The sequence below is a fragment of the Streptomyces sp. NPDC107562 genome (genome assembly GCF_055657325.1).
This window is the reverse complement of the sequence record NZ_JBVKBE010000020.1, coordinates 81,857-107,700: the sequence shown is the minus strand read 5'-3', so window position 1 is coordinate 107,700 and position 25,844 is coordinate 81,857. Positions and strand designations below refer to the sequence as shown.

Genomic DNA, 25,844 nt, shown 5'->3' with positions numbered 1-25,844 from the left:
CGGATGCCGCTCGGCATCCGGACGCGGGCCCGAGTGCGTGTACGTGGGCCGTGGTGCCCTTCGCGGGCGCGCGACGGGCCACGACGCGACCGGGCCCCGCGATGTCGCGGGGCCCGGCGCGTGTGGCGGTGGGTCAGTGCGCGGTGGCGCCGGGCTGGTTCGGGCGGTGGCCGAGGGCCTCGTCCCGGACCCGGGCGCAGCTGCGGCTGATGAGGCGGGAGACGTGCATCTGGGAGATGCCGAGCTGGTCCGCGATGCGGCTCTGCGTCATGTCCTCGAAGAAGCGCATGTAGAGGATGGCCCGCTCACGCTCCGGCAGATTGCGCAGGCTCTGCTTCGCGGACTCCCGGTCGACCACCACGTCGAACGAGCCGTCCGGCGCGCCGAGGGTGTCCGCGAGGCTGTAGCCCTCGTCGGCGGAGGAGAGTTCGGCGTCGAGCGAGAGGGTGCTGAAGCTCTCCAGGGCCTCCACCCCCGTGGCGACCTCCTCCTCGGTGAGCCCGGTGTGCGTGGCGATCTCCGCGACGGTGGGCTCCGGCGCGCCCGGGTTCTGGGCCAGCTCCCGGCGGGCGAGCCGCACCTTGTTGCGGAGTTCCTGCACACGCCGCGGCACCCGCAACGCCCACATCCGGTCCCGGAAATGCCGCTTCACCTCTCCGGTGATGGTGGGCACCGCGTAGCTCTCGAAGGCGCCGCGGGCGGGGTCGTACCGGTCGATCGCCTTCACCAGGCCCAGCGCCGCGACCTGCTTGAGGTCCTCGAGGGACTCGCCCCGGTCCCGGAAGCGGCTGGCGATGCGATGGGCCATCGGCAGCCAGGCGGTGGCGAGTTCGTCGCGCAGGGCCTCCCGCTCGGGCCCGTCCTGGAGCTCGTGCAGGCGGGCGAAGAGGTCGGCGGTCGCGGGGGCGTCGTCGTGACGCCGGCGGGGTGTGGCGGGCGAGTTGGCGGAGTCGGGTGTGCCGGGACGGCTTGTCGACATGTCGATGAGCATGCGGAATCGCTCCTGAACGGTCTTTAAGGGACTTCAGGGACTGTCCGCGGGAAGGGTGTCGGCCCCCCGATCACCCGGAGGCCCTCGGAGCGCGTACCGCTCCCCGCTGGCGCGCCTCCGGTCCGAAGCACGAAAATGCGTCTGCCCGGGTGCCGGAGGAACAAACTCCGGGCTGCCGAAGGTCTCTCAGAAAACAGGGACCGCCGCGGTGATGCGCTTGCCGCCGGTCGGCAGATCGGCCACCCGGACGTCGCACGCCAGCCGGCAGACGATCGGCCAGCCGTGCCCGCCGACCCGCCGGCGCCCCCGCTCGTCAAATGGCGCCCTCGTCACCGGCAGCCGGTCGCTGCGATCACTCACCGAGACCCGCACCTCGTGACCGACGACGTCGATCTCGACGCCGGTCACGCCACCGCCGTGCAGGATGGCGTTGGTCGTCAGCTCCGAGGCGACGAGGAGCGCGTCGGTAAGACCTCTCTCGTCGCACGGGGTACCGACGTCCCGGCACCGGCCGGCCACCGCGTGCCGTATCGCCTGCCGCACGTCCGCCGGCCGGCACAGGTCGCTTCCGCAGGCGCGTACCTCGTCAGCCGGTCCGCCTGCGGGTTCGGTCCACCGCTGCGCGCTCACTGCTCAGCTCCCTGGTCGATCGAGTGGTAGAGCAACCACTGGGCCGGAAGGGACGGGGGTCCGTCCGCGCCGCCCTCATAGGTCGGCTCACCCCCTCGCGGCACACCAAACCCGTCATCCGGCCATCGATCACGGACACGGGGGTATGTGGACAACATGACCGATGTGGTGGACTCAGACGAGCTGTTGCGGCGTATCCAGCGCGGCAGGGCCTGCGCGGAGCAGGAGGAGCGCGCGTGGCGGGCGCGCAGCGAGGCCCTCGAACCGACCGACCCGGCCGGAGCCCGGGAGGCCGCCGTACGGCGGCTGACCTACGAGGCGGTGCTCAGGGTCCTGGACGAGATCCTGACCCCCGGCCGCCACGCCGAGGTGGGCTGACAGGCACCGGGGTGCCCCGATTACCGGCCGGGGCGTCGGGAACCCGGCCCCCATGTCCCTCGATCACACCCGAGCACCCGTATTGGAAGCCCTCGCCGACTACCGGCGCACCGGGCGGCTGTCGTTCACTCCGCCCGGCCACAAGCAGGCCCGCGGCGCCGACCCGGCCGTGCGGGAGGTGCTGGGGGACGCGGTGTTCCTCGGGGACGTTCTGGCGTCGGGCGGTCTGGACGACCGGCTGGAACGGGGCCGCGTGCTGGAACGGGCCGAGCAGCTGATGGCCGACGCGGTCCACGCCGAGCACACGTTCTTCACCACGTGCGGGAGTTCCCTGTCCGTGAAGGCCGCGATGCTGGCGGTGGCCGGTCCGCACGAGAAGCTCCTGATCGGGCGGGACGCCCACAAGTCCGTGGTCTCGGGCCTGATCCTGTCCGGCATCGAACCGGTGTGGGTCGATCCGCGCTGGGACGCCGAGCGGCATCTGGCCCACCCTCCGTCGGCCGACGACTTCGACCGGGCGTTCGCCGCGCATCCGGACGCCAAGGGCGCGCTGGTCACCAGTCCCACGCCGTACGGCGGTTGCGCGGATCTGCGGGCCGTCGCGGAGGTCTGCCACCGGCGGTCGCTCCCGCTGATCGTGGACGAGGCGTGGGGCGCGCACCTGCCGTTCCACCCGGATCTGCCGTCGTGGGCGATGGACGCGGGCGCCGACATCTGTGTGACGAGCATCCACAAGATGGGCAGCGGCCTGGAGCAGGGTTCCGTCTTCCATCTGCGGGGCGATCTGGTGCCGCCCGAGCTGCTGAAGCTGCGCGCCGGGCTGCTCAGCACGACCAGCCCGTCGGTGCTGATCTACGCCGGGCTCGACGGCTGGCGCCGCCAGATGGCGTTGCGCGGGCACGAGCTGATGGGCGCCACGTTGGACCTCGCGGTGGACCTCCGGGCCGCCGTCGAGGCGATCGACGGTCTGCATGTCGAGGACCGTGCCGACTTCTGCGGGCCCGGCCTCGCCGACGACTTCGACCCGCTGCCCGTGGTCATCGACGTCCAAGGGCTCGGGATCACCGGGTTCCAGGCCGCCGACTGGCTGCGCGAGCGGCGCGCCGTGGACGCCCATCTGACCGACCACCGCCGTATCGGCGCACAACTGACCCACGGCGACGACGCGGGCACGACCGGCGAACTGCTCTGCGCGCTCAAGGACCTGGCGGCCGCGGCACCGGATCTGGGCCCCGCGCCCCGGGTCGACGTACCGTCGCCGGCCGGGCTGCGGCTCGCGCAGGTGGCCCTGCCGCGCGACGCCTTCTTCGGCCCCACGGAGGACGTGCCGGTGTCCGAGGCGGCGGGGCGGGTCGCCGCCGAGATGATCACGCCGTATCCGCCCGGCATCCCGGCCGTGCTGCCCGGTGAACGCCTCGACGAGCCGGTGCTGCGCTATCTGCGCACCGGCCTGGCGGCGGGCATGAACCTGCCTGATCCCAGCGACCCCGGCCTGGAGACGATTCGCGTGACGGCGCAGCGGTGAGCTCGCGTGAAACGGGTCACGTGACCCGCTTGTGAGGCGGTGGCACGGCCCGCGATGGTTTATCGTTCATACATGTGGTGACGGGGTCGAGGGCCTCCTCCTCCGGACATCACCCCCTACGGCCCTGGCTGGCCTCCCCCGTCCAGCCAGGGCTTTTCCATGCCCCGAGGTGCTCCGGTCGCCCGCAGCGGCTGAAATGGGCATAGACAGAGCACCGGTCCTTTCCGTCGGCGAGGAGCTTTGCGCCATGACCAAAGCGACGAAACTGCTGACCGCCCTGCCCCCGCCCCAGCGACAGCGCCTGATGACGCTGGCGAAAGAGGTGTCCTTCCCCGAGGACGCCCGCATCTTCGAGGCCGGCGGCGCCGCCGACCGCTTCTGGGTGATCCGCTCGGGGGCCGTCTCCCTCGACCAGCAGGTGACGTCGGCGCAGCGGGTGACCGTCGCCAGCCTCGGCGCGGGCGATCTGCTGGGCTGGTCGTGGCTGTTCCCGCCGCATCGATGGGACTTCGGCGCGGAGGCCTTCAGCCAGGTCCGCGCCTACGAGTTCGAGGCGGGGCCGGTGCTGGAGCTGTGCGAGCAGGACCCGCAGCTCGGCATGTCCCTGGTACGGATCGTCGCCGAGATCCTCGCGCACCGGCTGGAGACGACCCGCGGGCAGCTCATGGAGCAGTACACCCTGCGGCGGCGCGGCGGCAGATAGCACCACGCCACCGCGTCGCACGGCCCTCAGACGCGGTAGCGCCGCAGGTCCGGTACGACCGCCGCCAGCGCCAGCATCACCACGACGACCAGCACACCCCCGCCCACCACGGCCGTGCGGGCGCCGAAGGCCGAACCCGCCGTGCCGTGCAGGACGTCGGCGAGCCGGGGGCCGCCCGCGACGACGACCGTGAAGACGCCCTGCATGCGGCCGCGCATCTCGTCGGTCGCGGCGGACAGCAGGATCGCGCCGCGGAACACCATCGAGACCATGTCGGCCACGCCGGCGACGGCCAGGAACGCCACCGCGACCCACAGACCGGTGCTCAGCCCGGACCCGGCGACGGCCAGACCCCAGGCGACCACCGCCCCGATCACCATCCAGCCGTGCCGGCGGACCCGGGAGAAGGTGCCGGAGAACAGGCCGCCCGCCACCGCGCCGATCGGGATGGCCGCGAACAGCAGGCCGAGGGCGAGGCCCTCGCCCCAGGGGGCGTACGTCTCGGCGGCGAGCTGCGGGAACAGGGCGCGGGGCATGCCGAACACCATCGCGACGATGTCGGCCAGGAAGGACAGCAGCAGCACCTTGTGCCGGGCGATGTAGCGGAAGCCGGCCACGACCTCGCGCACCCCGGCACGCCGCGCCACCGCGCTCGCGAGCGGCGGCAGCGCGGGCAGCCGCAGCACCGCCCAGACGGCGACGCACAGCGCGAGGGCGTCGATGAGATACAGCTCGGGCAGGCCGATGACGGGGATGAGCGCCCCGGCGAGCAGCGGCCCGGCGACGAGCCCGATCTGCATGACGGTCGAGCCGAGGGCGCTCGCGGCGGCCAGTTCGTGCTCCGGGACCAGTCGGGCGATCGAGGCGCTGCGGGCCGGCGCGTTCAGGCCGAAGAAGGCCTGCTGGAGGGCGAGCAGGACCATCAGCACGGCAACCGAGTCGAGGTCGGCGACCGCCTGGATCCAGAACAGCACGGAGGTGCCGGCGATACCGGTGTTGGTGATCAGCAGCAGCTTGCGGCGATCCATGGTGTCGGCGACGGCGCCGCCCCACAGGGCGAACACCACCAGCGGCAGCAGGCCGGCGAAGCTCGCGTAGCCGACCCAGGCGGAGGAGCCGGTGATGTCGTAGATCTGCTTCGGTACGGCGACCGCGGTGAGCTGGCTGCCGACCGCGGTGACGACGGTCGATGCCCAGAGCCGGCGGTAGGCGGGGCGGCGCAGGGGGCGGGTGTCCATCGCCCAGCGCCGCCAGCCGCCGCGGGACGGCTTCGCGGAGGCGGGATCGTCCGCGGGGTGCTCGGTGCTGCTCTCGCTGGTGTCCACGCGCTTCCCGGTTGCTCGGTACATCTTTCGAATCCGGGGATCACTATCGCAGGCCCGTGTGAGCGCTCACGTCCGGGTGGGCGTGCCCTCGTTCCGCCGCCCGGCCGGGCCGGCCGGGTCCGCGGACTCAGCCGCCGGCGACGAGGGTGACGCCGAGGACGATCATCGTGGCGGCGACCAGTCCGTCGAGCACGCGCCAGGCCGCCGGCCTGGCGAGCCAGCGGCCGAGCAGCCGGGCGCCGAAGCCGAGCGCGGCGAACCAGCAGAGGCTGGCGGTGACGGCACCGATCCCGAACGTCCACCGCAGCGGCCCCCGGTCGGCGGCGAGCGAGCCCAGCAGGAAGACGGTGTCGAGGTAGACATGGGGGTTGAGCCAGGTCATCGCCAGGCACATGAGCACCGCCCGCCGGCGCGAACCCGCCGTCTCGCCCTCCGTGCGCAGCGCCGCCCCCTGGGGCCGGACGACCCGGCGGGCGGCCAGGACGCCGTAGCAGATCAGGAAGGCGCCGCCGATCCACCCCACGGCGGTCAGCGCGCCCGGCCAGGCCACCACCAGCGCGCCGACCCCACCGACCCCGAGGGCGATCAGGGCGGCGTCGGAGAGCGCGCAGATGCCGACCACGGCGAGGACCGCCTCGCGGCGGACCCCCTGGCGCAGCACGAACGCGTTCTGGGCACCGATGGCGACGATGAGCGAGAGGCCGGTGCCGAATCCGGCGGCCGCGGCGGAGAGAGCTGGGGACATGCTTCGACGCTACGGAGACGATCACCCGGGGTACAGCTAAAGATTCTTACGTATCCTTAGCGCACGTAATGTCGACGGCCTCACGGGCGGGCGCGGTGATGACGGAGCTTCCTCTCGACCAGGTGCGGACCCTCCTGGCGGTCGTGGACGAGGGCACCTTCGAGGCGGCGGCCGCCGCGCTGCACGTGACGCCCTCGGCGGTCAGCCAGCGGGTGAAGGCCCTGGAGCAGCGCACGGGGCGGATCCTGCTGATGCGCACGAAGCCGGTGCGGCCGACGGAGTCCGGCGAGGTCGTCGTGCGGCTGGCGCGCCAGCTGGGCCGTCTGGAGCGGGACGCGCGCGCCGAACTGGGCATGAGCGGCGCCGGCGAGGCGACCCGGGTGTCGGTCGCGGTGAACGCCGACTCGCTGGCCACCTGGTTCCTGCCGGCGCTCACCCGCGTCCCGCAGGAGCTGCGGCTCTGCTTCGAACTGCGCCGCGAGGACCAGGACCACACGGCGGCGCTGCTGCGCGAAGGCCTGGTCATGGCCGCGGTGACCTCGTCGTCGGTGCCCGTGACGGGCTGTTCGGTACGGGCCCTGGGCGTCATGCGGTACATGGCCGCGGCCCGTCCCGACTTCGCCGCCCGGCATCTGGGCGGGCCGCTGCGCGAGACCCTCCCGGACGCGCCGGTCGTGCTCTTCGACCGGCGGGACGACCTCCAGGACGCGTTCGTCCGCCGGCTGCGTCGGGGTGGCGGCGCGAGCGCGGTACGGCACTACGTGCCGACCTCGGACGGCTTCGTCGAGGCCGTGGCGGCGGGCCTCGGCTGGGGGCTGGTCCCCGAGGTCCAGGCCGAGCCGCTGCTGGCCTCCGGCCGCCTGGTCCGGCTCGCGCCGGACCGGGCGGTGGACGTGCCGCTGTACTGGCAGCAGTGGAAGCTGGACTCCCCCGCGCTGGCGACGGTGGCGCGGGCGGTGACGGCGGCGGCGGCGGAGGCACTGCGCCCGCGGTGACCCGGCACGGGCGGGAACCGGCAGGTGCGTCCGATCACGGGTGGCCTCGACCGACACGGGTGGGTCCCGGGCCGGGTTCCGCGATGGCGTCCGCCCGCCCGGCGTACGCTCCCGTCACACCCCTCCCCGTGCGAAAGGCCGCCCGCATGAGTGTCCGAGTCCGACGAGTCTACGAAGCGCCGGAGCCCGAGGACGGCGTACGCGTCCTGGTCGACCGGCTGTGGCCGCGCGGTCTGGCCAAGGACGAGGCCCACGTGGACGAATGGCCCAAGGGGCTCACCCCGTCCACCGAACTACGCCAGTGGTATCACGCGGGCGAAGGCTCCTACGAGGAGTTCGCGCGCCGGTACGAGGCGGAGCTCGCCGAGCCCGAGGCGGCGCGGCTCCTCGACGGGGTGCGCAAGACGGCGGCGGAGGGCACGGTGACGCTGGTGACCGGCTCGAAGAACCTGGAGCAGGGTCACGTCGCCGTGCTGGCCCGCCTTCTGGAGTCCTGAGGAAGGCGGGCCCTCGGCGGGTGTCAGCCGGTCTGCCGGGCGGCCGCCCGCCCCGCCGCGCGGCCCGAGAACAGGCAGCCGCCGAGGAAGGTGCCCTCCAGCGCGTTGTAGCCGTGCACGCCGCCGCCGCCGAAGCCGGCGACCTCGCCCGCCGCGTACAGTCCGTCGATCGGCTGGCCGTCGGCGCGCAGGGCGCGCGAGTCGAGGTCGGTCTGGATGCCGCCGAGCGTCTTGCGGGTCAGCACGTGCAGCTTGACGCCGATCAGGGGGCCGGCCGCCGGGTCGAGGATCCGGTGCGGGGTGGCGACGCGGCCGAGGCGGTCGCCGATGTAGCGGCGCGCGTTGCGGATGCCCTGCACCTGGGCGTCCTTCCCGTAGGGGTTGGCCAACTGGGCGTCGCGGGCCTCGATCTGACGGCGTATCGCGTCGGAGTCGAGCAGCGGCTTGTCGGTGAGGCCGTTCATCTTCTCGACGAGCTGTTCGAGACCGGGGGCCGTCACGAAGTCGGCGCCGTGGCGCAGGAACGCCGCCACCGGGCCGGGCGCGCCCTTGCCGAGGACACGTTCGCGCAGGAAGGCCTTGCGGTCCTTGGCGGTGATGTCGGGATTCTGTTCGGAGCCCGACAGCGCGAACTCCTTCTCGACGATGCGCTGGGTGAGGACGAACCAGGAGTGGTCGTACCCGGCGATGTCCTCGGTGGTGCGCAGGTACTTGAGCGTGCCGAGGGTGTCGTAGCCGGGCAGGCAGGGGTCGGGCAGCCTGCGGCCGAGGGCGTCGAACCACATCGAGGACGGGCCGGGCAGGATGCGGATGCCGTGGCCGGGCCAGATGGGGTCCCAGTTCCGCAGTCCCTCGGTGTAGTGCCACATGCGGTCGCGGTTGACCAGCCGCACGCCCGCCTCGGCACTGATGTCGAGCATGCGTCCGTCGACGTAGGCGGGGACGCCGGTGACCATCTCGGCGGGCGGGGTGCCGAGCCGTTCGGGCCAGTGGCGGCGGACGACGTCGTGGTCGGCGCCGATGCCGCCGGTGGTGACGATCACGGCCTGGGCGGTGAGTTCGAACTCGCCGACCGCGTCACGGCTGGACGCGACGCCGCGCGGGGAGTCGTCCTCGGCGAGCAGCGTGCCGCGTACGCCGCGGGCGGCGCCCTCCTCGACGACCAGTTGGTCTACGCGGTGCCGGTGGTGGAAGGTCAGCAGCCCGTCTCGGGCGGCCTGCTGGGCGTACTTCACGAAGGGTTCGACGACCCCGGTGCCGGTGCCCCAGGCGATGTGGAAGCGGGGTACGGAGTTGCCGTGCCCGTCGGCGCGCAGGTTCCCGCGCTCGGCCCAGCCGACCGTGGGCAGGAACTTGATGCCGTGCCCCTCCAGCCAGGACCGCTTCTCCCCGGCCGCGAACTCGACGTAGGCCCGTGCCCAGCGCACCGCCCACGCGTCCTCGTCCTCGGTCCGGTCGAATCCCGCGCTGCCCTGCCAGTCGCTCCAGGCGAGGTCGAAGGAGTCCTTCACGCCGAGCCGCCGCTGCTCCGGGGTGTCGACGAGGAACAGCCCGCCGAACGACCAGAAGGCCTGGCCCCCGAGGTTGGCGGCGTTCTCCTGGTCGACCAGCGCGACCCGGCGGCCCCGGCTGGTGAGTTCGTGCGCGGCGACCAGACCGGCGAGGCCCGCTCCTACGACGATGACGTCGGCGTCCATGGCGATCGTCCCTTCCTGACACGTCGGGGGGTGTCGCTGCCGTCGGTCAGCAGCGCGGTGAGCAGCTGCTGGAGCCACACGCGCGCGTGCTCGACGTCCTTGTCCAGCAGCAGTTGGGTGGTGACTCCGTCGTACGCGGCGACCACCGCGTGGGCGGCGGCGTCGATGCCGCCCAGCACGGCGGGCAGTCGGGTGTGGGCGGGCACGGCACGCGCGAGCCGTTCGGCGATCGCGCCGCGCAGCCGGGCCCGGTGCTCCAGCAGGGTCTGCGCGACGGCCGCGTCGCGCGCGGCGTGCACCAGGAAGTCCGTCTTGACCAGCAGCCAGTCCAGGTCGAGGAGCAGCACCTCGGAGACCCGGTCGACGGCGGCGGGGACGTCGAGGTCGGGGCCGTCCTCGGCGAGCGCCCCGGAGACCTGCTCGGCGATCAGGTCGGCACGCTGCCGGTAGAGGGCGAAGAACAGCTCGTCCAGGCTGGCGAAGTTCGAGTAGAAGGCACCCCGGCTGTAGCCGGCGGCCTCGCACACCTCCTCGATCGACACCCGCCCGAAGCCCTTGGCGGCGAACACGTCGAACGCGGCGTCCAGGAGGTTGGCGCGGGTGCGGACGCGCCGCCTGGTCACGCGCCCCGCCGTGCGCTCACCGTCCACTCCTGCCCACCTCGCGTCCTTCCGTGTGTCGCCCTCCGCCGTTTTCGATACGCGAATGTATCCGATACATCGGTGTATCCAAAGGGCCCCGACCATCTTGGAACACTTATTCGAATCGGGGTTACGCTGGGAGTCATGACCAGGCACCTCCAGGGATCGCTCTTCGACCAGACCGACGAGGTCAGGCTCGGCCCCCTAGACGGGCTGCGCCGTACCGTGCTCGGCTCGGGCGCCTGGATCGACGTGCTGCCGGGGTGGCTCGCCGGGGCGGACGCCCTCTTCGAACACCTGGCGGCCGAGGTCCCGTGGCGGGCCGAGCGCCGCACCATGTACGACCACGTCGTCGACGTACCCCGGCTGCTGGCGTACTACGGCGCGGGCGACCCGCTGCCGCACCCGGTGCTGGCCGAGGCACGGGAGGCGCTGTCCGGGCACTACGCGGGCGAGCTAGGCGAGCCGTTCGCCACGGCGGGGCTGTGCCACTACCGCGACGGCCGGGACAGCGTGGCCTGGCACGGCGACCGGATCGGGCGCGGGGCCCGGGAGGACACGATGGTCGCGATCCTGTCCGTCGGCGCACCCCGCGACCTGCTGCTGCGCCCGATGCACGGCGGCGGCCGGACCGTGCGGCGCCCGCTCGGGCACGGCGATCTGATCGTGATGGGCGGCTCCTGCCAGCGCACATGGGAGCACTGCGTGCCGAAGTCCACCCGCGCCACCGGGCCGCGGATCAGCATCCAGTACCGCCCCCGCGGAGTGAACTGACCCCGATCTGATTTGCTGTCCCCGTCGGGCGCGAACTCACCAGGCGGGACGATCATGCAGGCAGACGTGCGGGAAGTCGCCGAGGGAATCCACCTCGTACACGGCAGCAACACCAACTGGGTCATCGTCAAGGACGGGGACGCCGTCACCCTGGTCGACACCGGCTACCTCGGGGACCGCCCCATGCTCCTCGACTCGCTCGCGGCGGTGGGCAGCGCGCCCGAGGCCGTGGCGGCGGTGCTGATCACCCACGCCCACAACGACCACCTGGGCTCGGCCGAGTACCTGCGCGCGACGTACGGCACGCCGGTGTACCTGCACGAGGCGGAGGTGCCGCACGCGCGCCGGGAGTTCCTGCACCAGGTCTCCGTGGGCCAGGTGCTGCGCAACGGCTGGCGTCCGGGCGTGCTGCCCTGGGCCGTGCACGCGCTGCGCTCCGGCGGCACCGCCCACCTCCCGGTGGCCTCGCCCGAGCCGTTCCCGGCGGCCGGGCCGCTGGATCTGCCGGGGCGGCCGGTGCCGGTGCACACGCCCGGTCACACCGAGGGACACGCGGTCCTGCATCTGCCGGACGCCGGAGTCGTGATCTCCGGGGACGCGCTGGTCACCGGCCACGCGACGACACGCGTGAAGGGCCCGCAGCTGCTGCCCGACATGTTCCACCGCGAGCGGGTCCGGGCACTGGCCTCACTGGAGCTGATCGAAGGACTGGCGGCCGACGTGCTGCTGCCCGGGCACGGGCCGGTCCACCGGGGATCCGTGCCCGACGCCGCCCGCCGGGCACGGGAACGCGCCCTCTAGGCTCGCGCCATGGCTTTGCAGATCAGCGCCACCAATCCGGAGCACCCGGCACTTCTGCTGGAGCTGCCGTGGCAGCTGCCGCTGGCGGAATGGCCCGAGGAGTACCTCGTGCCGCTGCCGCGCGGCATCTCCCGGCACGTGGTGCGCTACGCCCGCGCGGGCGGCGAGATCGTCGCCGTCAAGGAGCTGGCCGAGCGGCCCGCCCTGCGCGAGTACGAACTCCTGCGCGACCTGGACCGGCTCGGCATCCCCGCCGTGGACGCCCTCGGCGTGGTCACCGGCCGCACGGACGCGGACGGCGGCCCGCTGGAGTCCGTACTGATCACCCGGCACCTCGGCGGCTCGATGCCGTACCGGTCGATGTTCGAGACCACCATGCGCCCGGCGACCATGCACCGGCTGATGGACGCGCTGGCGGTGCTGCTGGTGCGGCTGCACCTGGCCGGCTTCGCGTGGGGCGACTGCTCGCTGTCGAACACCCTCTTCCGCCGGGACGCCGGCGCCTACGCCGCGTACCTCGTCGACGCCGAGACCGGGGAGCTGCACCCCCGGCTCAGCGACGGCCAGCGCGACTACGACCTCGACCTCGCCCGCGTCAACATCAGCGGTGAGCTGCTCGACCTGGAGGCGTCCGGCGCGCTGCACCCCTCGGTCGACGCCATCGCGTTCGGCACGGAGATCTGCGCCCGCTACCACGACCTGTGGCGGGAGCTGACCCGCACCTCCGTCTACCCGGCGGGCAAGTACCACTACATAGAGCGCCGGATACGCCGCCTGAACGACCTGGGTTTCGACGTCGCGGAGATGCAGATCGAGCACTCCTCCAACGGCGACACCGTCATTTTCGTGCCCAAGGTCGTCGACGCGGGCCATCACCAGCGGCAGCTGCTGCGCCTCACCGGTCTCGACACCGAGGAGAACCAGGCCCGCCGGCTGCTGAACGACCTGGAGAGCTGGATGGCCACCCAGGACGACCACGCGCCCGGCGACCCCGGTGCCGCCCGCCCCGAGGTGCTCGCCCACCGCTGGGTGCGGGAGGTGTTCCGGCCGACCGTGCGCGCCGTGCCGAGGGACCTGCGCGGCGCGATGGACTCCGCCGAGCTCTACCACCAGCTCCTCGAACACCGCTGGTACCTCTCGGAGCGGGCCCAGCACGACATCGGTCTCGACACCGCCGTCAAGGACTACGTCGAGAACATCCTGCCGCGGGCCCGGGAGCCGCTGGAGGCACCCGGACCCGAGTGAGTCACCCGGGCGGTACGACCGCCACGGGGCACGGCGCGTGGTGCAGGACGCCGTGCGCCACCGACCCGATCCGGGATCCCACCGCCGTCCGGCGGGCACGGCGGCCGACGACCATCAGCTGGGCGCGTCCCGCGACGGACAGCAGCACCTGCCCCGCGCTGCCCATCTCCACGTGCTCCACCACGTGCACGTCCGGGAACCGCTCCCGCCACGGCTGCACCGCCTCCCGCAGCGCCTTCGCCTCGTACGGCTCCGGCCCGCCCGCCTCGTCCAGCAGCTTCAGCGAGCCGGGGCTGTAGGCGAACACCGGGGGAAGCGTCCAGGCCCGTACCGCCCGCACCGTCGCCCCGCGCGCGGCGGCCGTCTCGAACGCGAACCCGAGGGCATCGGCGCCGTCCTGCGCGTCGCCCTCGTGGCCGACGACGATCTCGCGGCCGTCCACCTCGCTCGTGGCGCGGTCGCCCGAGCGCACCAGCACCACCGGGCAGGACGTCCCGGCGATCACCTGCTGCCCCACGGAGCCGAGCAGGAAGCCCACGACCCGGCCGTGCCCGCGCGACCCCAGCACCAGCATCCGCGACTGGTCCCCCGCGGCGGCCAGCACGTCGGCGGCGTCGCCCTCGACCACGTCGGTGGTCACCTCCAGGCCGGCGTGCCGGCCGCCGACGGTCCGTACGCCCGCGTCCACGGCGTCCCGCACCCACCGCGCCTGCGTCTCGTGGTCGCCCTGGACCGCCTCGTGCGGCTCGAACCGCCAGGCGTGCACCACCCGGAGCGCCGTCCCGCGCCGAACCGCCTCGCGGGCCGCCCAGGCCAGTGCGGCGAGGCTCTCCTCGGATCCGTCGAACCCCGCGGTGATCGGGCGCGTCATCCCGGCTGCCTCCTCGTGTGGCTTTCCCGTCCGTCACGCCCAGTCTTCCCCACGCCCGTCCGCACGAGAGCGGCGAGGGGGAGGCCGGACCGCGCGGTCCCGCCGTCGCCCGCGGCATGCCTGAGCGAACCGGCGCGATCGAACATACGATGGCCGGAGCCGGGTGCGGTGACGAGGGGGACGCCGCGTCCTGATACCGACCGCTCGGGGTGGGAGACGCACGCATGGCAGAGGCCGCCGAGGCAGCGCGGACCGTCATCTTGACCGTGGACGACGATCCGGGAGTCTCCCGTGCGGTGGCACGGGACCTCAGGAGGCGCTACGGCCAGTCGTACCGGATCGTGCGCGCGGAGTCCGGCGAGTCCGCGTTGGACGCGCTGCGCGAGCTGAAACTGCGCGGTGACCTGGTGGCGGTCATCCTCGCCGACTACCGCATGCCGCAGATGAACGGCATCGAGTTCCTGGAACAGGCCCTGGACGTGTACCCGGGTGCGCGCCGGGTGCTGCTGACCGCGTACGCCGACACCAGCGCCGCGATCGACGCGATCAACGTCGTCGATCTCGACCACTACCTCCTCAAGCCGTGGGACCCGCCCGAGGAGAAGCTCTACCCGGTCCTCGACGACCTGCTGGACGCCTGGCGGCGCAGCGACTACCGGCCGGTGCCCAGCACCAAGGTGGTCGGCCACCGCTGGTCGGCGCGCTCGACGGACATCCGCGAGTTCCTGGCCCGCAACCAGGTGCCGTACCGCTGGTACTCGGCCGAGGAGCCCGAGGGGCAGCGGCTGCTGGACGCCGCCGGGGTGGACGGGCAGCGGCTGCCGCTGGTGATCACGCCGGACGGCACGCCGCTGGTGGAGCCGGAGCCCGCCGCACTCGCCGCCCACGTGGGGCTGGCCACGACACCCGACGCCGACTTCTACGACCTGGTCGTCATCGGCGGCGGCCCGGCCGGTCTCGGCGCGGCGGTGTACGGGGCCTCCGAGGGGCTGCGGACGGTGCTCGTCGAGCGGTCGGCGACCGGCGGTCAGGCCGGGCAGAGCTCACGCATCGAGAACTACCTGGGCTTCCCCGACGGAGTCTCCGGCGCGCAGCTCACCGACCGGGCCCGCCGTCAGGCGTCACGGTTCGGCGCGGAGATCCTCACCGCGCGTGAGGTGACGGCGCTGGAGGTCAACGGGGCCGCGCGGGTCGTGCGGTTCTCGGACGGCTCGGAGATCGCCGCGCACAGTGTGATCCTGGCGACCGGTGTGCAGTACCGGCAGCTGGCCGCCCAGGGCTGCGACGAGCTGAACGGCTGCGGGGTGTACTACGGCTCGTCGCTGACCGAGGCCTCCTCCTGCCAGGGCCAGGACGTGTACATCGTGGGCGGCGCCAACTCGGCGGGGCAGGCGGCGATGTACCTGGCCCGGGGCGCCAAGTCGGTGACGCTGCTGGTGCGCGGGCAGTCGCTGACGGCGTCGATGTCGTACTACCTGATCCAGCAGATCGAGCAGGAACCGAACATCTCGGTGCGCTGCGGCACGGTCGTCGAGTCCGCGCACGGCTCCGACCACCTGGAGCAGTTGACGCTGCGCGACACGGCGACGGGCCACACCGAACTCGTCGACGCGCAGTGGCTGTTCGTCTTCATCGGCGCGGCGCCGCTGACCGACTGGCTGGACACCACGGTGCTGCGCGACGAGCGCGGGTTCATCCTGGCCGGGCCCGACCTCACGCCGGACGGGCGGCCGCCGTCGGGCTGGGAGCTGGACCGGCCGCCGTACCACCTCGAGACAAGTGTCCCGGGGGTGTTCGTGGCGGGCGACGCGCGCGCCGAGTCCGCCAAGCGGGTCGCGTCGGCCGTCGGGGAGGGTGCCATGGCCGTCATGCTCGTCCACCGTTATCTGGAGCAGTCATGAGTGGTCGGCAGATGCCGTGCAACCCCCAGGAGATCGGCTCCCTGTTCCTGTTCGAGCGGCTCACGCCCGAGCAGCTCGGACGGCTGTGCGCCGCGGGGCGGGTGGAGCGGTACGAGGCCGGGCCGGTGTACACCGAGGGCGACCCCGCCACCTGCTTCTACGTCATGATCGAGGGCACGGTCGTGCTGTCCCGGCGGGTCGGCGCGGACGACGTCGAGGTCACCCGGACCTCGCAGAGCGGGGTGTACGCCGGCGCCATGCAGGCCTACCTCGGCGACCGGGTGCGGCAGGTGTACAACAACTCGATGCGCGTGACCGAGCCGACGCGCTTCTTCATCCTGCCCGCGGACACCTTCGCGAGCATCATGCAGGAGTGGTTCCCGATGGCGGTCCACCTGCTGGAGGGGCTGTTCTTCGGCTCGAAGACCACCCAGCGGATGATCGGTCAGCGCGAACGGCTGCTGGCGCTCGGCTCGTTGTCGGCCGGGCTCACCCACGAGCTCAACAATCCCGCCGCGGCGGCGGTCCGGGCGACGTCCTCGCTGCGGGAGCGGGTCGCGAAGATGCGGCACAAGCTGCGCGTCATCTCGGCGGGGCCGTATCCTCGCGAGGCGCTCGCCAACCTCATCGAGATCCAGGAGCGCACGGCGGAACGCGTCGCCAAGGCGCCCGCGTTGAGCCCCCTGGAGGCCGCGGACCGTGAGGACGCCGTCGGCGACTGGCTGGAGGAGCACGCCATCCCCGACGGCTGGCGGATCGCGCCCACCTTCGTCCAGGCCGGCCTGGACCTGGACTGGCTCGACCAGATCGCGGCCGCCGTGGACGAGGAGATCCTGCCGGGCGCGATCGGATGGCTCAACTACACGGTCGAGACCGAGTTGCTGATGGACGAGATCCTGGACTCCACGACCCGGATCTCCCACCTGGTGGACGCGGCGAAGCAGTACTCGCAGCTCGACCGCGCCCCCTACCGGATGGCCGATGTGCACGAACTCCTCGACAGCACGCTGCTGATGCTGTCGGCCAAGATCGGCCCGCAGATCAAGGTCGTCAAGGACTACGACCGTACGCTGCCGAAGGTGCCCGCCTATCCGGCCGAGCTGAACCAGGTGTGGACCAACCTGATCGACAACGCCGTCTCCGCGATCAACAGCGACGGCGGTGAAGGGGCGTTGACGGTGCGCACGGCGCGCGACCGCGAGTGCCTGCTGGTGGAGTTCCGCGACACCGGTCCCGGGGTGCCGCCCGAGATCCGGGACCGTATCTTCGACCCCTTCTTCACGACCAAGCCCGTGGGCGAGGGCACCGGGCTCGGCCTCGACATCTCCTGGCGGATCGTGGTCAACAAGCACCACGGCACCCTCCAGGTGGAGTCCGTTCCGGGTGACACCCGGTTCCAGGTACTGCTCCCGCTCACCGCCACCGAGGACGAGACGGCCCCCGAGGAGTCGGCATGACAAGTGACATCAGCGGCATCGACCCGAGCGTCCCGCCCAGCGGGGCGGGCTGCGCGGAGTGCGACGAGGCCGGAGGGTGGTGGTTCCATCTGCGGCGCTGCGCCCAGTGCGGGCACATCGGCTGCTGCGACTCCTCGCCCGCCCAGCACGCCACCGCGCACTACGAGGCCACCGGGCACGCGGTGATGCGCAGCTTCGAACCTGGCGAGCAATGGTTCTGGAACTTCGCGACCGAGGAGGCGTACGACGCCGGGCCCGACCTGGCGCCGCCGGTGTGCCATCCCGCGGACCAGCCGACGCCGGGCCCGGCCGGCCGGGTGCCCGCCGACTGGGCCCGCGCGCTGCGGCAGTGAGGTCCGGCCGCCGGGTCAGTGCGCGCCCCCCGGCGCCCCCGTGCGGGGCCCGGCGGCGCATTCGAGGCTCTTGAGGTCCACGGCGTCGGCGAGCGCCTGCATGCCCTTGTCGTTGGGGTGCAGGTGGTCGCCGTTGTCGAGGAACGGCATCATCCGCTCGGGGTCGTAGGGGTTGCGCAGGATGCGGTCGAAGTCGGTCACCGCGTCGAACGTGCCGCTGTCCCTGAGGAACGCGTTGACCTCCTGGCGTACGGCCTCGGCGGCCGGGTCCCACTCCGACCAGCCCTTGAAGGGCCCCACGGTGGCGCCGACGACGCACTTGCCCGCCGCGTGCGCCCGCTCGGCGAGCTCCCGGTAGCCCTTGATGAGGTCCGCCGCGGTGACGCCGGTGTGGGCCTTGAGGTCGTTGACGCCCTCGAACACGAAGACGGTGCGGACGCCCGGATGGGACAGCACGTCCCGCTCCAGCCGGTTCAGCGCGCTCTGCCCGGCCCCGTCGGCCAGGACCTTGTTGCCCGAGATCCCCTCGTTGGCCACGCCCCGCACCGTCGCCCCGGGCGCCGCCGCGAGCCTGCGGGCGAGGTAGTCGGGCCAGCGGCGGTTCAGGTCGGTGCTGGACTCCCAGCCGTCGGTGATGGAGTCGCCGAGGGCGACCACGGCGCCGGTCGAGGCGCTGGTGCGCACGGTGACGGCGTCGAGGTAGAACCAGGAGCCGATGGTGTCCGTGAAGTGACCGGCGCCCTCCTCGGCCGTGTGGTCGCCCTGTGCCGCGTACGAGGTCTGCATGGCCATGCCGTGGCCGGTCGCGGGACCGGCCGCGTCGGGGCTGTGCAGGCTGATCACGAGGGTCAGGCCGGGAGCTGCCCTGCCGGGCAGCGGATCGCTGAGGACGGTGGCGCCCGCGGGGACGCTGACGGAGCGCGCGCCGCCGAAGGTGATCCGCCGGTTGCTGCCCGGGACCAGCGCGGCACCCGCCCGCTGGACGCCCGCGTGCACACTGTCGAAGGTCACCGGCCGGTCCCCGAAGGCGTTGGAGAGCCGGACGCGCATTTGGTCGCCGCCGACGCTGGTGCGCACGACCAGCCGGTAGCTGCGGTCGGCGACGGCGTCACCGAGCCGGTCGGCGCCGGCTCCCCAGGTGACGACGTCGTGCCGGGCAGGCGCTGCCTGCGCGGCCACCGGGACCTGCGGCACCGACGCCAGCAGCAGGACGCCGATGACGCCTCCCAGGCGTGCCCTGCGGCCGCTCACCGGCCGAGGTCCTTCAGCGTGACGGACTCGCCCGGCTTCAGCGTGACCGTGCGGGAGGTGCTCCCGTACGCCACGGTCGTGCTCCGGCCGCCGACACTGCGCAGCCGGACCGAGGTCGGCCGCCCGTCCCGCCACTGGAGGTCCACGACGAAGCCGCCGCGCGCCGCGACGCCCTTGAGGTGGCCGGACGCGGCCCAGGCCGGGGGCAGGGCCGGGAGGACCTCCAGGTGGCCGGGGCGCGAGTACAGCAGCATCTCGCTCAGGGCGGCCGGGGTGCCGAAGTTGGCGTCGATCTGGAAGATGCCGCGGCCCTGCTCGACCTCGTAGATGTCGAAGAGGTTGAAGGCGGTGCCGTTGGTGCCGCCGGTGGACGGACGCATATTGTTCACAATGAGCTGGTAGGCCTTCTCGGCGTTCTTCAAACGGGCCCAGCACAGCGCGCGCCAGGCGTTGGCCCAGCCGAAGCTGTTCATACCGCGCGCGGTGAGCTGCGCGGTGGCGCCGTCGACGATCTCCTTCGGGGTGGATCCGTCGGGGCGGATGCGGTCGCCCGGGAACAGCCCGACCAGCCCGGACAGGTGCCGGTGGGTCGTCTCGCCCAGGTTGTCCGGCGACATCCACTCCTGCAGCCAGCCCGTCTTCGGGCTCACCTCGGGCAGGTACAGCTTCTTGCGCAGGCCCGCGATCGTGGCGGCGTAGCCGGTGTCCTTCCCCAGCCGGGCGGACGCCTCGCAGAAGTTGCCGAAGAGCGCCCAGACCATCTCCTGGGAGTAGGTGTTGCCCTTGGCGTCCTGCGGGCCGTGCTCGGGCGACCAGTCGCTGTCCGCGATCAGCACTTCTCGGGAGGTGCCCGGCGCGGTGGCGGTCAGCAGCCGCGTCTCCCAGAACTCGCAGGCACCCTTGAGCAGCGGGTAGATCTTCGCCAGGTGGTCGCCGGACTGGGTGTACTCGTAGTGCTCGAACAGGCTGTTGCAGAGCCAGGCGTTGCCTGTGGGGTGCCACCACCAGCCGTTGCCGCCGTACGGGTTGGTGGAGAAGGCCACCGTCCAGCCGGCGATCCGCCCGCTGGAGTTGCGGTAGCGGTTGCGCGGGTCGTTGAAGTGTCTTCGCGTGAGCTCGGTCCAGGACGGGAGCTGGGCGAGACAGTAGTCGGTGAACGCGTCGAAGCAGGAGGACAGTCCGGTGCGGTCGGCCATCCAGTAGTTCATCTGGACGTTGATGTCGGTGTGGTAGTCGCCCATCCAGTCCGGGTCGTTGCCGTCCAGCCACAGTCCCTGGAGGTTCAGGGGGAGACTGGCGCGGGAGCCGGAGATCATCAGATAGCGGCCGTACTGGAGGTAGGCCGCCTCCAGTTCGGGGTCGGGGACGTCGTCGCGGGCGCGCGCCTTCAGCCGCTCCCAGGTGTCCAGCGCGCGCTGCTCGGCGCTCGACTCGCCGAGGGAGAGGTCCAGCCGGCCGTACAGGTCGCGGTAGTCGGCGACATGCGTGCGCAGGAGGGTACCGGCCGAGTGGGCGGCGGCGTCGCGCACCTTCGTCCGGGCCAGCCGCTCGGGGTCGAGGGACGGATCACGGTAGCCCGTGCGGGCGTCGGGCGCGTAGTCGGTGCCCGCGCTGACGACCACCGTGAGTTCCCCGCAGCCGGCGAAGTCGATCCGGGTGCCGTTCACGGCGACCCGGCCGCCGCTGCCGCGTGCGGTCACGGCGGCGCCGTAGCGCAGCCCGTTCGCCAGGGCCGACCCGAAGGACTCCGCGCCCGGCTTCTCGCCGTGGGTGCCGTCCAGGGTGATGGAGCCGGTGTACCGGCCGCCGCCGCTCTGGGTGAAGTGCAGGACGATCACGTCGTCGGGCCGGCTGGCGAAGATCTGCCGCCGGTAGGTGACCCTGGAGCGCACGTACGAGGAGGCCACGACGCCCTGGGCCAGGCCGAGGGAACGGCGGTAGTCGGTGACGGCCGACAGGTCGTGGTCGGGGATGTCGACGGTGAGCCGGGCGAGCAGGGTGAAGGAGCCGAAGTCGGCGCGGCCGTAGGGGAACTGGCCGTCGCCGTCGAGGGTGTCGTTGAGGCCGCCGGTCCACATCGTGGCGTCGGTGAGCAGCAGCAGTTCGCGGCCGGGGTCGTTGCTCGCGAGGGCGCCGATGCGGCCGTTGCCGACGGGCAGGCCCTGCTCGATCATCGAGTGGGCGTCGCCCGGGGCCCGCCACCACAGGGTGTCGCGCGCGGTGCCGGTGGGGAGCGCGGCGTCGGCGGCGGGGCGCCGGGGGGCGGCGGTCGCGGTGAAGGCGGGCAGGCCGGCGAGGGCGGTGGCGAGGCCGACCGTGGTGGCGGCGGAAAGCAGGGTTCTTCTGCTGGGTTCGGACATACGGCGGCTCCGGGTGCGAGGGGGGAGAGGGACCCGGCCGGCGCCGGGTCCCTCGGGCTTCAGAGCGACTTCGGTACGTCGATGCGGTCGATGTCCGGCGCGTAGCCGGTGCCGCTGTCCAGTGTGATCGTGTTGGCGCCCGCCTCGAGCTTCACGGGCACGCTGACGGTGGCGGCGGTTCCCCAGTCGCCGGTGGAGGCGAACTTGTGGCGCACGGCGCCGGCCCCGTTGGCCGAGACGTCGAGGGTGCGCGGGTCACCGCTGACGTGGGCGACCTTGACCTGGTAGGTGCCGGCCTTGGCGACGACCACGTCGTTGAAGGTGAGCTTGCCGCCGAGGTAGAGGTTGCCGACCTTGCGCTCGCCGGAGCAGGCGGAGCAGTCGGCGACGGAGGCGTTGCCACCGAGGGTGTTGGCCTCGGACTCGGCCTCGTAGGCGGTCGTCGTGACGGCGGTGCCGCGCGGGGTGACGGTGAACAGCCGGGAGCCGTGGGCGGGCAGGGCCTCGGTGATGCCGCCCCGGTGCGCGCCCAGGTTCTCGCGGTTCCACAGGTCGCGCACGTCGGCCTTGCCGGTGAAGCCGAGCATGCCCCAGTCGGCGGTGACGGCGGCCGGCGCGTCGCCGAGGTTGAACAGGGCCACGGTGTAGGTGCCGTCGGGGTTCTTCGCCGCCCACACCTGCTGCGGGTCGGACGGCGTGAGGAGCTTCGCGGCCGGCGCGTCGGCCTGGTTGACGGCGATGACCTCGCGGTTGGTCAGCAGGGAGAGACCGTAGGAGTCGAGCCGGGTCAGGTCGTCGCCGCTGAACAGCGGGGACTTGGCGATGGCCCACAGGGTGGCCTGGCTCTGCCGTTCGGCCTTCGTCAGGCCGCCCATCTCGCCGTTGCCGACGACCAGCGCGTCGAGGTCGTTCCAGCCGCCGGGGCCCGCGTGCCGGGACCACGCGGGGGCGTCGTACCAGCGGTCGACGACGCTGTTCTCCCAGGTCGCGAGGGTGTTGCAGTAGCACTCGACATCGGTGTCGATGCGCCAGCCGTTGGAGTACTTCTTCCAGTCCGCGACGTGCCCGATGTCCAGGGACCAGGACAGTTCGAGGTGGATCGGCCGGCCGGCGGCGGCGATGGCCTTCTGCCAGGCGGCGACGTCGGCGACGTTGTCGTAGTTCTCGCCGCTCTTGAAGGAGCCGGGGCCGACGCCGTCGAGCTTGAGGAAGTCGTAGCCCCAGTCGGCGAAGAGCTGTGCCTGGGAGTCGATGTACTTCTGCGCGCAGGGATCGGAGAAGTCGATCTTGTAGGCGCTGTCCCAGCCGTTGGTGGTGCGCAGGTCGTCGTGGACGATGTCGGCGGTGGTGCAGCCCTCGGCGTTCCAGATCGGCACCTTGCCCTCGCCGTACGCCTCCTTCTCCAGGCCGACGGGGAGGTAGATACCGGCCTTGAGCCCCTTGGCGTGGATGTGGTCGGCGACGGCCTTCATGCCGCGGGGGAAGCGGTCCGGGTCGGCCTTCTGGCGGCCGTAGTCGTCGAACCAGGGCTTCCACGCCTTGTCACGCCACCAGCCGGCGTCGATGTTGACGTACTCGTAGCCGTACCGCTTCAGCTTCGAGGCCATGGCGTCCGTCTGCTTCAGGACGTTCGCCTCGGTGAGATAGCTGTAGTCGCCGTCCGGGTTGAGGCCCGGGTACTTCGACGACTGCATGCTCCAGCTCGACCAGCCCATGTAGGGCTTGGCGGCGAGAGCCGGGGCGGTGGTGGCCGCCGCGGCCCGGTCCGGGGCGGTGGTCCTGGCCGGTGACTGGGCCTGGGCCGCGGGGACGGCCGTGGCCAGGCCCGCCGTGAGGGCGAGGACGACGACGGCTCTCAGGCCGCGTGCGGGCAGGACGGAATGCGAGGGTGACCGCATGGGTCGTATCTCCTGGGCTCGGTACAACAGCGGGTGGGTCGGGCTAGTTCTGGTCCGTGGTGATGAAGCTCTGGATCGCCGTCGCGGCCGCGCCGCGTGCCCATTCCTCGAAGGGCAGCGGGCGGGTCCGTACGGTGCATCGGGCGGCCGAGCCGAAGGCGGCGGCCGCGAAGGTGTCGCGGATCTGTTCGGCGAACAGGTCGTAGGCCGCCAGTCCTTCGCCGGAGATGGTCACCAGCTCGGGTCCGAAGAGGTTGGCCACGGTGGCGATGCCGCGGCCGATGGCCTCGCCGGCGCGCGCGTACACCGCCCGGGCCCCGGCGTCGCCCGCGTGGGCGAGGGCCAGGGCCGCGGCGGCGTCGGCGACCTGGACGCCCGTCGCCTCCCTGACCCCCGCGACGATGGCCTCCTCCCCGGCGATGGCCTCGACGCAGCCCCGGTTGCCGCAGTGGCAGGGCGGGCCGGCCGGGTCGATCGCCACGTGCCCGATCTCGCCGGCCACGCCGTGCGCCCCGGCGACGACCCGCCCGTGCACGACGAGACCGCAGCCGATACCCGCGCCGACGGTGACCACGGCGAAGTCGGACAGGCCCACCCCCGCGCCGAACCACTGCTCGGCGACGGTCAGGGCGCGGACGTCGTTGTCGACGGTCACCGGCAACCCGGTGGTCATGGCGGCGAGTTCGGCGAGCGGAACGTCGTGCCACTCCAGGAACGGCGAGTACCGCACGGCACCCGCCGCGCGGTCGACGTCGCCGGAGACCGCGAGTCCGATGCCCCGCACCGGGACGCCGAAGCCGTCCGCCTCCGTGAGCAACTCGCGCACCAGTTCCGCGAACTGCGCCAGGACCGGCTCGGGGTCACGGGCGGGCAGCGGGAGGTGGCGTGCCACCCGGATGCGGCAGCACAGGTCGGTGAGGACGCCGATGAGCTCGTCGCCGGTCACCTTGACCCCGATGAACAGCGCCCGGCCGCCGTCGACCCGCACCGGGTTCGCCGGCCGGCCCAGCGCGCGGCGGGCCTCGGCCTCCTCGTCCACGTCCTCCACCAGATAGCCGGCCTCGATGAGGGGCCGGACCGCCTTGGTCACCGCGGCTGCGGACAGCCCGGTCCGCTCGGCCATCTCGGAACGCGTGAGGGGGCCGTGGGACAGGACGGTGGTGAAGATCTGCGAGGCGGCCGGCGTGGGGACCGGGAACACCTCGGCAGGGGTGGTCGAGGGCATGGCGGGAACCTAGGCGGCTTATTTTCCGCTGTCAATGAAAGAAGCAGGAATCAACAGAAGGTCGAGCTGAGTAGCCATCAGGGTTTCAATTCAAAGCCGGATAGGGCTTCTTGCGGGTCTATCAAAGGCGTCCTCCGGTCCGGGAACCGCCGGCCGTCGGCGTGCGTTCTTCGGCAACGACACCCCTGGACCCTCCATCGCGACGGACACCGACAGGGCGGCAGCATGAGCGAGTTGGTCCCCGGAGGCAACGCACCGCTCCCGGGCGGTGCCGTGACCGTGCGCGTGCCGGGTCCCTTCGACCTGTCCGCACTCGTCACCGACGACGGTCGCAAGGTGCGCGGCGACGGCGATTTCGTCTTCTTCAACCAGCCCGCCGCCCCAGGAGCCGTGCTGCGGGGCGACACGCTCACGGTCGACCCGCGGCGGCTGCGTGCCGGGGCCACGCGCGTGACGGTCGTCGTCAGCCCCGCCGACCCCAGCGTGCCGCTGGGCCGCCTGCCGGTCCCCACGCTCTTCGTCACCGACACGCACGGCCGTCACGTGGCCCGGTTCACTCCCCCACGCCCGGGACAGGAGACGGTGCTGCTGCTCGCCGAGCTGTACCGGCGCGGCGCGGACTGGAAGGTGCGGGCACTCGGGCAGGGGTACGCCGACGGACTGGCGGGCCTGGCGCGCGACTTCGGCGTCGACGTCGCGGACGACGGCGCGCCGTCGGCCCCTTCGGCCCCCTCGGCACCCGTCCCGGCCGGGGCACCGAGCGCCGGGCGTCGGGCCGCCCCGCCCGGCCCGCCGTCCGACGCGGAGGCGCCGGGCTTCCTCCCCCTCGTCAACTCCGCCCGTGCTCGCGCCGGTTCGCCGCCCGTCTCGCTCGACGCGCGCCTGGCCGACGCGGCCCGGCGCCATGCCCTCGCCATGGCCGCCGCCGGCCGGCTCGGCGTGGAGGGCGGCGACGGTGTCGCGGTCCACCAGCGCGTGACCGCCGCCGGATTCGCGTACCTCACGGTCGGCGAACACCTGGTCTCCGGCCCGCGCACCCTCGCCGAGTTCGTCGACCACTGCCTGCGCACCGAGAGCCTGCGCCGCACCCTGCACGAGCCTGCCTTCACCCACGCCGGGCTCGCCTTTGCCGTGGGCGGCCCGTCCGGGGACACGTTCTGGACCGCGCTGTGGGCGACGCCTCTCACGTCGGCCGGTCTCATCCGCGCGAGGGCCGACGTCATCGGCCTCACCAACCACGAGCGCGCCCGCGCCGGCCTGCCGCAACTGACCCCCGACCCGGTGCTGACCAGGGCCGCGCAGGCGCACAGCGACGACATGGTGGCCCGCGGCTTCTACTCCCACACCGCGCCGGACGGCAGTCGCCCCTGGGACCGGGCCGCCGCCGCGGGCTCCGCCCGCCGCTCGATCGGCGAGAACATCGCCTGCGGCCAGCGCTCCCCCGCCGAGGTGGTGACCGGGTGGATGAACAGCCCCGGGCACCGCGCCAACATCCTGGCACCGGGCTTCACGCACATCGGCGTCGGGTTCACGGGCGGCGGCCGGTCGGGCACGTACTGGACGCAGTTGTTCGGCGGCTGA

Annotated in this window: 23 protein-coding genes; 12 read left to right on the top strand and 11 right to left on the bottom strand. The window is 72.8% G+C overall.

The features are described from left to right. Positions 1–133 precede the first annotated feature (133 nt). Both ACZ7LV_RS35985 and ACZ7LV_RS35980 read right to left on the bottom strand, forming a co-directional pair. Positions 134–991: a SigB/SigF/SigG family RNA polymerase sigma factor gene (locus tag ACZ7LV_RS35985; RefSeq protein WP_471945566.1), complete on the bottom strand. Its 858-nt coding sequence runs from the start codon at positions 989–991 to the stop codon at positions 134–136. 186 nt (positions 992–1,177) lie between these two features. Further along, positions 1,178–1,621: an ATP-binding protein gene (locus ACZ7LV_RS35980; RefSeq protein WP_471945565.1), complete on the bottom strand. Its 444-nt coding sequence runs from the start codon at positions 1,619–1,621 to the stop codon at positions 1,178–1,180. Positions 1,622–1,777: 156 nt separating this feature from the next. Between ACZ7LV_RS35980 and ACZ7LV_RS35975 the strand changes: the two genes are divergently transcribed. From ACZ7LV_RS35975 to ACZ7LV_RS35965, 3 genes are all read left to right on the top strand, one after another. Next, positions 1,778–1,999, top strand: coding sequence for a hypothetical protein (locus ACZ7LV_RS35975; protein ID WP_365449305.1), 222 nt, complete (start codon positions 1,778–1,780; stop codon positions 1,997–1,999). A 52-nt stretch (positions 2,000–2,051) separates the two neighbouring features. Beyond that, complete coding sequence (locus tag ACZ7LV_RS35970) at positions 2,052–3,524, top strand: aminotransferase class I/II-fold pyridoxal phosphate-dependent enzyme (RefSeq protein WP_471945564.1); 1,473 nt, start codon at positions 2,052–2,054, stop codon at positions 3,522–3,524. Positions 3,525–3,771: 247 nt separating this feature from the next. Beyond that, positions 3,772–4,227 carry a cyclic nucleotide-binding domain-containing protein gene (locus tag ACZ7LV_RS35965; RefSeq protein WP_471945563.1) on the top strand — a complete coding sequence of 152 codons (456 nt, stop codon included), beginning with the start codon at positions 3,772–3,774 and terminating at the stop codon, positions 4,225–4,227. A gap of 26 nt (positions 4,228–4,253) precedes the next feature. On the opposite strand, the gene ACZ7LV_RS35960 is transcribed toward ACZ7LV_RS35965, so the two are convergent. Together ACZ7LV_RS35960 and ACZ7LV_RS35955 are read right to left on the bottom strand one after the other, a co-directional pair. Then, positions 4,254–5,552 (bottom strand): MFS transporter, encoded by a 1,299-nt coding sequence (locus ACZ7LV_RS35960; protein ID WP_471945562.1) that lies wholly within the window; start codon positions 5,550–5,552, stop codon positions 4,254–4,256. 127 nt (positions 5,553–5,679) lie between these two features. Continuing rightward, positions 5,680–6,297, bottom strand: coding sequence for a LysE/ArgO family amino acid transporter (locus ACZ7LV_RS35955; protein ID WP_471945561.1), 618 nt, complete (start codon positions 6,295–6,297; stop codon positions 5,680–5,682). A gap of 98 nt (positions 6,298–6,395) precedes the next feature. On the opposite strand from ACZ7LV_RS35955, the gene ACZ7LV_RS35950 reads away from it, so the two are divergent. Further along, on the top strand, positions 6,396–7,292 hold the full coding sequence (locus ACZ7LV_RS35950) for a LysR family transcriptional regulator ArgP (RefSeq protein ID WP_471945560.1): 897 nt from the start codon (positions 6,396–6,398) through the stop codon (positions 7,290–7,292). 146 nt (positions 7,293–7,438) lie between these two features. Further along, positions 7,439–7,789 (top strand): DUF488 domain-containing protein, encoded by a 351-nt coding sequence (locus ACZ7LV_RS35945; RefSeq protein ID WP_471945559.1) that lies wholly within the window; start codon positions 7,439–7,441, stop codon positions 7,787–7,789. A 23-nt stretch (positions 7,790–7,812) separates the two neighbouring features. On the opposite strand, the gene ACZ7LV_RS35940 is transcribed toward ACZ7LV_RS35945, so the two are convergent. Then, on the bottom strand, positions 7,813–9,486 hold the full coding sequence (locus ACZ7LV_RS35940) for an FAD-binding dehydrogenase (RefSeq protein ID WP_471945558.1): 1,674 nt from the start codon (positions 9,484–9,486) through the stop codon (positions 7,813–7,815). After that, complete coding sequence (locus ACZ7LV_RS35935; protein ID WP_471945557.1) at positions 9,462–10,136, bottom strand: TetR/AcrR family transcriptional regulator; 675 nt, start codon at positions 10,134–10,136, stop codon at positions 9,462–9,464. The genes ACZ7LV_RS35940 and ACZ7LV_RS35935 overlap by 25 nt, the downstream gene beginning before the upstream one ends. Positions 10,137–10,271: 135 nt before the next feature. On the opposite strand from ACZ7LV_RS35935, the gene ACZ7LV_RS35930 reads away from it, so the two are divergent. The 3 genes from ACZ7LV_RS35930 to ACZ7LV_RS35920 are packed head-to-tail and all read left to right on the top strand — an operon-like array spanning position 10,272 to position 12,947. Beyond that, positions 10,272–10,901 carry an alpha-ketoglutarate-dependent dioxygenase AlkB gene (locus tag ACZ7LV_RS35930; protein WP_471945556.1) on the top strand — a complete coding sequence of 210 codons (630 nt, stop codon included), beginning with the start codon at positions 10,272–10,274 and terminating at the stop codon, positions 10,899–10,901. 54 nt (positions 10,902–10,955) lie between these two features. Continuing rightward, positions 10,956–11,702: an MBL fold metallo-hydrolase gene (locus ACZ7LV_RS35925; RefSeq protein ID WP_471945555.1), complete on the top strand. Its 747-nt coding sequence runs from the start codon at positions 10,956–10,958 to the stop codon at positions 11,700–11,702. Positions 11,703–11,711: 9 nt separating this feature from the next. After that, the gene (locus ACZ7LV_RS35920; RefSeq protein ID WP_471945554.1) at positions 11,712–12,947 is read left to right on the top strand and encodes a DUF4032 domain-containing protein; all 1,236 of its coding nucleotides are present in this window, start codon (positions 11,712–11,714) and stop codon (positions 12,945–12,947) included. Position 12,948: 1 nt separating this feature from the next. On the opposite strand, the gene ACZ7LV_RS35915 is transcribed toward ACZ7LV_RS35920, so the two are convergent. Continuing rightward, on the bottom strand, positions 12,949–13,818 hold the full coding sequence (locus ACZ7LV_RS35915) for a universal stress protein (protein WP_471945553.1): 870 nt from the start codon (positions 13,816–13,818) through the stop codon (positions 12,949–12,951). 224 nt (positions 13,819–14,042) lie between these two features. Between ACZ7LV_RS35915 and ACZ7LV_RS35910 the strand changes: the two genes are divergently transcribed. The 3 genes from ACZ7LV_RS35910 to ACZ7LV_RS35900 are packed head-to-tail and all read left to right on the top strand — an operon-like array spanning position 14,043 to position 17,529. Next, on the top strand, positions 14,043–15,719 hold the full coding sequence (locus ACZ7LV_RS35910; protein ID WP_471945552.1) for an NAD(P)/FAD-dependent oxidoreductase: 1,677 nt from the start codon (positions 14,043–14,045) through the stop codon (positions 15,717–15,719). Continuing rightward, positions 15,716–17,176, top strand: a complete 1,461-nt coding sequence (locus ACZ7LV_RS35905) for an ATP-binding protein (RefSeq protein WP_471945551.1) — start codon at positions 15,716–15,718, stop codon at positions 17,174–17,176. The genes ACZ7LV_RS35910 and ACZ7LV_RS35905 overlap by 4 nt, the downstream gene beginning before the upstream one ends. Continuing rightward, complete coding sequence (locus ACZ7LV_RS35900; protein ID WP_471945550.1) at positions 17,173–17,529, top strand: UBP-type zinc finger domain-containing protein; 357 nt, start codon at positions 17,173–17,175, stop codon at positions 17,527–17,529. Before ACZ7LV_RS35905 ends, ACZ7LV_RS35900 begins: the two co-directional genes overlap by 4 nt. A 15-nt stretch (positions 17,530–17,544) precedes the next feature. Here the strand turns inward: ACZ7LV_RS35900 and ACZ7LV_RS35895 are convergent, their stop codons facing one another. The 4 genes from ACZ7LV_RS35895 to ACZ7LV_RS35880 are packed head-to-tail and all read right to left on the bottom strand — an operon-like array spanning position 17,545 to position 24,263. Next, on the bottom strand, positions 17,545–18,780 hold the full coding sequence (locus tag ACZ7LV_RS35895; protein ID WP_471945549.1) for an SGNH/GDSL hydrolase family protein: 1,236 nt from the start codon (positions 18,778–18,780) through the stop codon (positions 17,545–17,547). Next, positions 18,777–21,140: a glycosyl hydrolase family 95 catalytic domain-containing protein gene (locus tag ACZ7LV_RS35890; RefSeq protein WP_471945548.1), complete on the bottom strand. Its 2,364-nt coding sequence runs from the start codon at positions 21,138–21,140 to the stop codon at positions 18,777–18,779. Before ACZ7LV_RS35890 ends, ACZ7LV_RS35895 begins: the two co-directional genes overlap by 4 nt. A 59-nt stretch (positions 21,141–21,199) precedes the next feature. Then, positions 21,200–23,038: an alpha-galactosidase D gene (locus tag ACZ7LV_RS35885; RefSeq protein ID WP_471945547.1), complete on the bottom strand. Its 1,839-nt coding sequence runs from the start codon at positions 23,036–23,038 to the stop codon at positions 21,200–21,202. A gap of 43 nt (positions 23,039–23,081) precedes the next feature. Next, entirely contained in the window at positions 23,082–24,263 is a 1,182-nt protein-coding gene (locus tag ACZ7LV_RS35880; RefSeq protein ID WP_471945546.1) for an ROK family protein, read from the bottom strand. Positions 24,264–24,488: 225 nt separating this feature from the next. Between ACZ7LV_RS35880 and ACZ7LV_RS35875 the strand changes: the two genes are divergently transcribed. After that, positions 24,489–25,844, top strand: coding sequence for a CAP domain-containing protein (locus tag ACZ7LV_RS35875; protein ID WP_471945545.1), 1,356 nt, complete (start codon positions 24,489–24,491; stop codon positions 25,842–25,844).

Bases quoted from the DNA above. Each gene is read 5' to 3' on its own strand.
- ACZ7LV_RS35950 (WP_471945560.1), top strand. From the start codon at position 6,396: ATGACGGAGCTTCCTCTCGACCAGGTGCGGACCCTCCTGGCGGTCGTG.
- ACZ7LV_RS35910 (WP_471945552.1), top strand. From the start codon at position 14,043: ATGGCAGAGGCCGCCGAGGCAGCGCGGACCGTCATCTTGACCGTGGAC.
- ACZ7LV_RS35885 (WP_471945547.1), bottom strand. From the start codon at position 23,038: ATGCGGTCACCCTCGCATTCCGTCCTGCCCGCACGCGGCCTGAGAGCC.
- ACZ7LV_RS35945 (WP_471945559.1), top strand. From the start codon at position 7,439: ATGAGTGTCCGAGTCCGACGAGTCTACGAAGCGCCGGAGCCCGAGGAC.
- ACZ7LV_RS35880 (WP_471945546.1), bottom strand. From the start codon at position 24,263: ATGCCCTCGACCACCCCTGCCGAGGTGTTCCCGGTCCCCACGCCGGCC.
- ACZ7LV_RS35975 (WP_365449305.1), top strand. From the start codon at position 1,778: ATGACCGATGTGGTGGACTCAGACGAGCTGTTGCGGCGTATCCAGCGC.
- ACZ7LV_RS35890 (WP_471945548.1), bottom strand. From the start codon at position 21,140: ATGTCCGAACCCAGCAGAAGAACCCTGCTTTCCGCCGCCACCACGGTC.
- ACZ7LV_RS35965 (WP_471945563.1), top strand. From the start codon at position 3,772: ATGACCAAAGCGACGAAACTGCTGACCGCCCTGCCCCCGCCCCAGCGA.
- ACZ7LV_RS35925 (WP_471945555.1), top strand. From the start codon at position 10,956: ATGCAGGCAGACGTGCGGGAAGTCGCCGAGGGAATCCACCTCGTACAC.
- ACZ7LV_RS35915 (WP_471945553.1), bottom strand. From the start codon at position 13,818: ATGACGCGCCCGATCACCGCGGGGTTCGACGGATCCGAGGAGAGCCTC.
- ACZ7LV_RS35875 (WP_471945545.1), top strand. From the start codon at position 24,489: ATGAGCGAGTTGGTCCCCGGAGGCAACGCACCGCTCCCGGGCGGTGCC.
- ACZ7LV_RS35900 (WP_471945550.1), top strand. From the start codon at position 17,173: ATGACAAGTGACATCAGCGGCATCGACCCGAGCGTCCCGCCCAGCGGG.
- ACZ7LV_RS35955 (WP_471945561.1), bottom strand. From the start codon at position 6,297: ATGTCCCCAGCTCTCTCCGCCGCGGCCGCCGGATTCGGCACCGGCCTC.
- ACZ7LV_RS35940 (WP_471945558.1), bottom strand. From the start codon at position 9,486: ATGGACGCCGACGTCATCGTCGTAGGAGCGGGCCTCGCCGGTCTGGTC.
- ACZ7LV_RS35970 (WP_471945564.1), top strand. From the start codon at position 2,052: ATGTCCCTCGATCACACCCGAGCACCCGTATTGGAAGCCCTCGCCGAC.
- ACZ7LV_RS35920 (WP_471945554.1), top strand. From the start codon at position 11,712: ATGGCTTTGCAGATCAGCGCCACCAATCCGGAGCACCCGGCACTTCTG.
- ACZ7LV_RS35905 (WP_471945551.1), top strand. From the start codon at position 15,716: ATGAGTGGTCGGCAGATGCCGTGCAACCCCCAGGAGATCGGCTCCCTG.
- ACZ7LV_RS35930 (WP_471945556.1), top strand. From the start codon at position 10,272: ATGACCAGGCACCTCCAGGGATCGCTCTTCGACCAGACCGACGAGGTC.
- ACZ7LV_RS35985 (WP_471945566.1), bottom strand. From the start codon at position 991: ATGCTCATCGACATGTCGACAAGCCGTCCCGGCACACCCGACTCCGCC.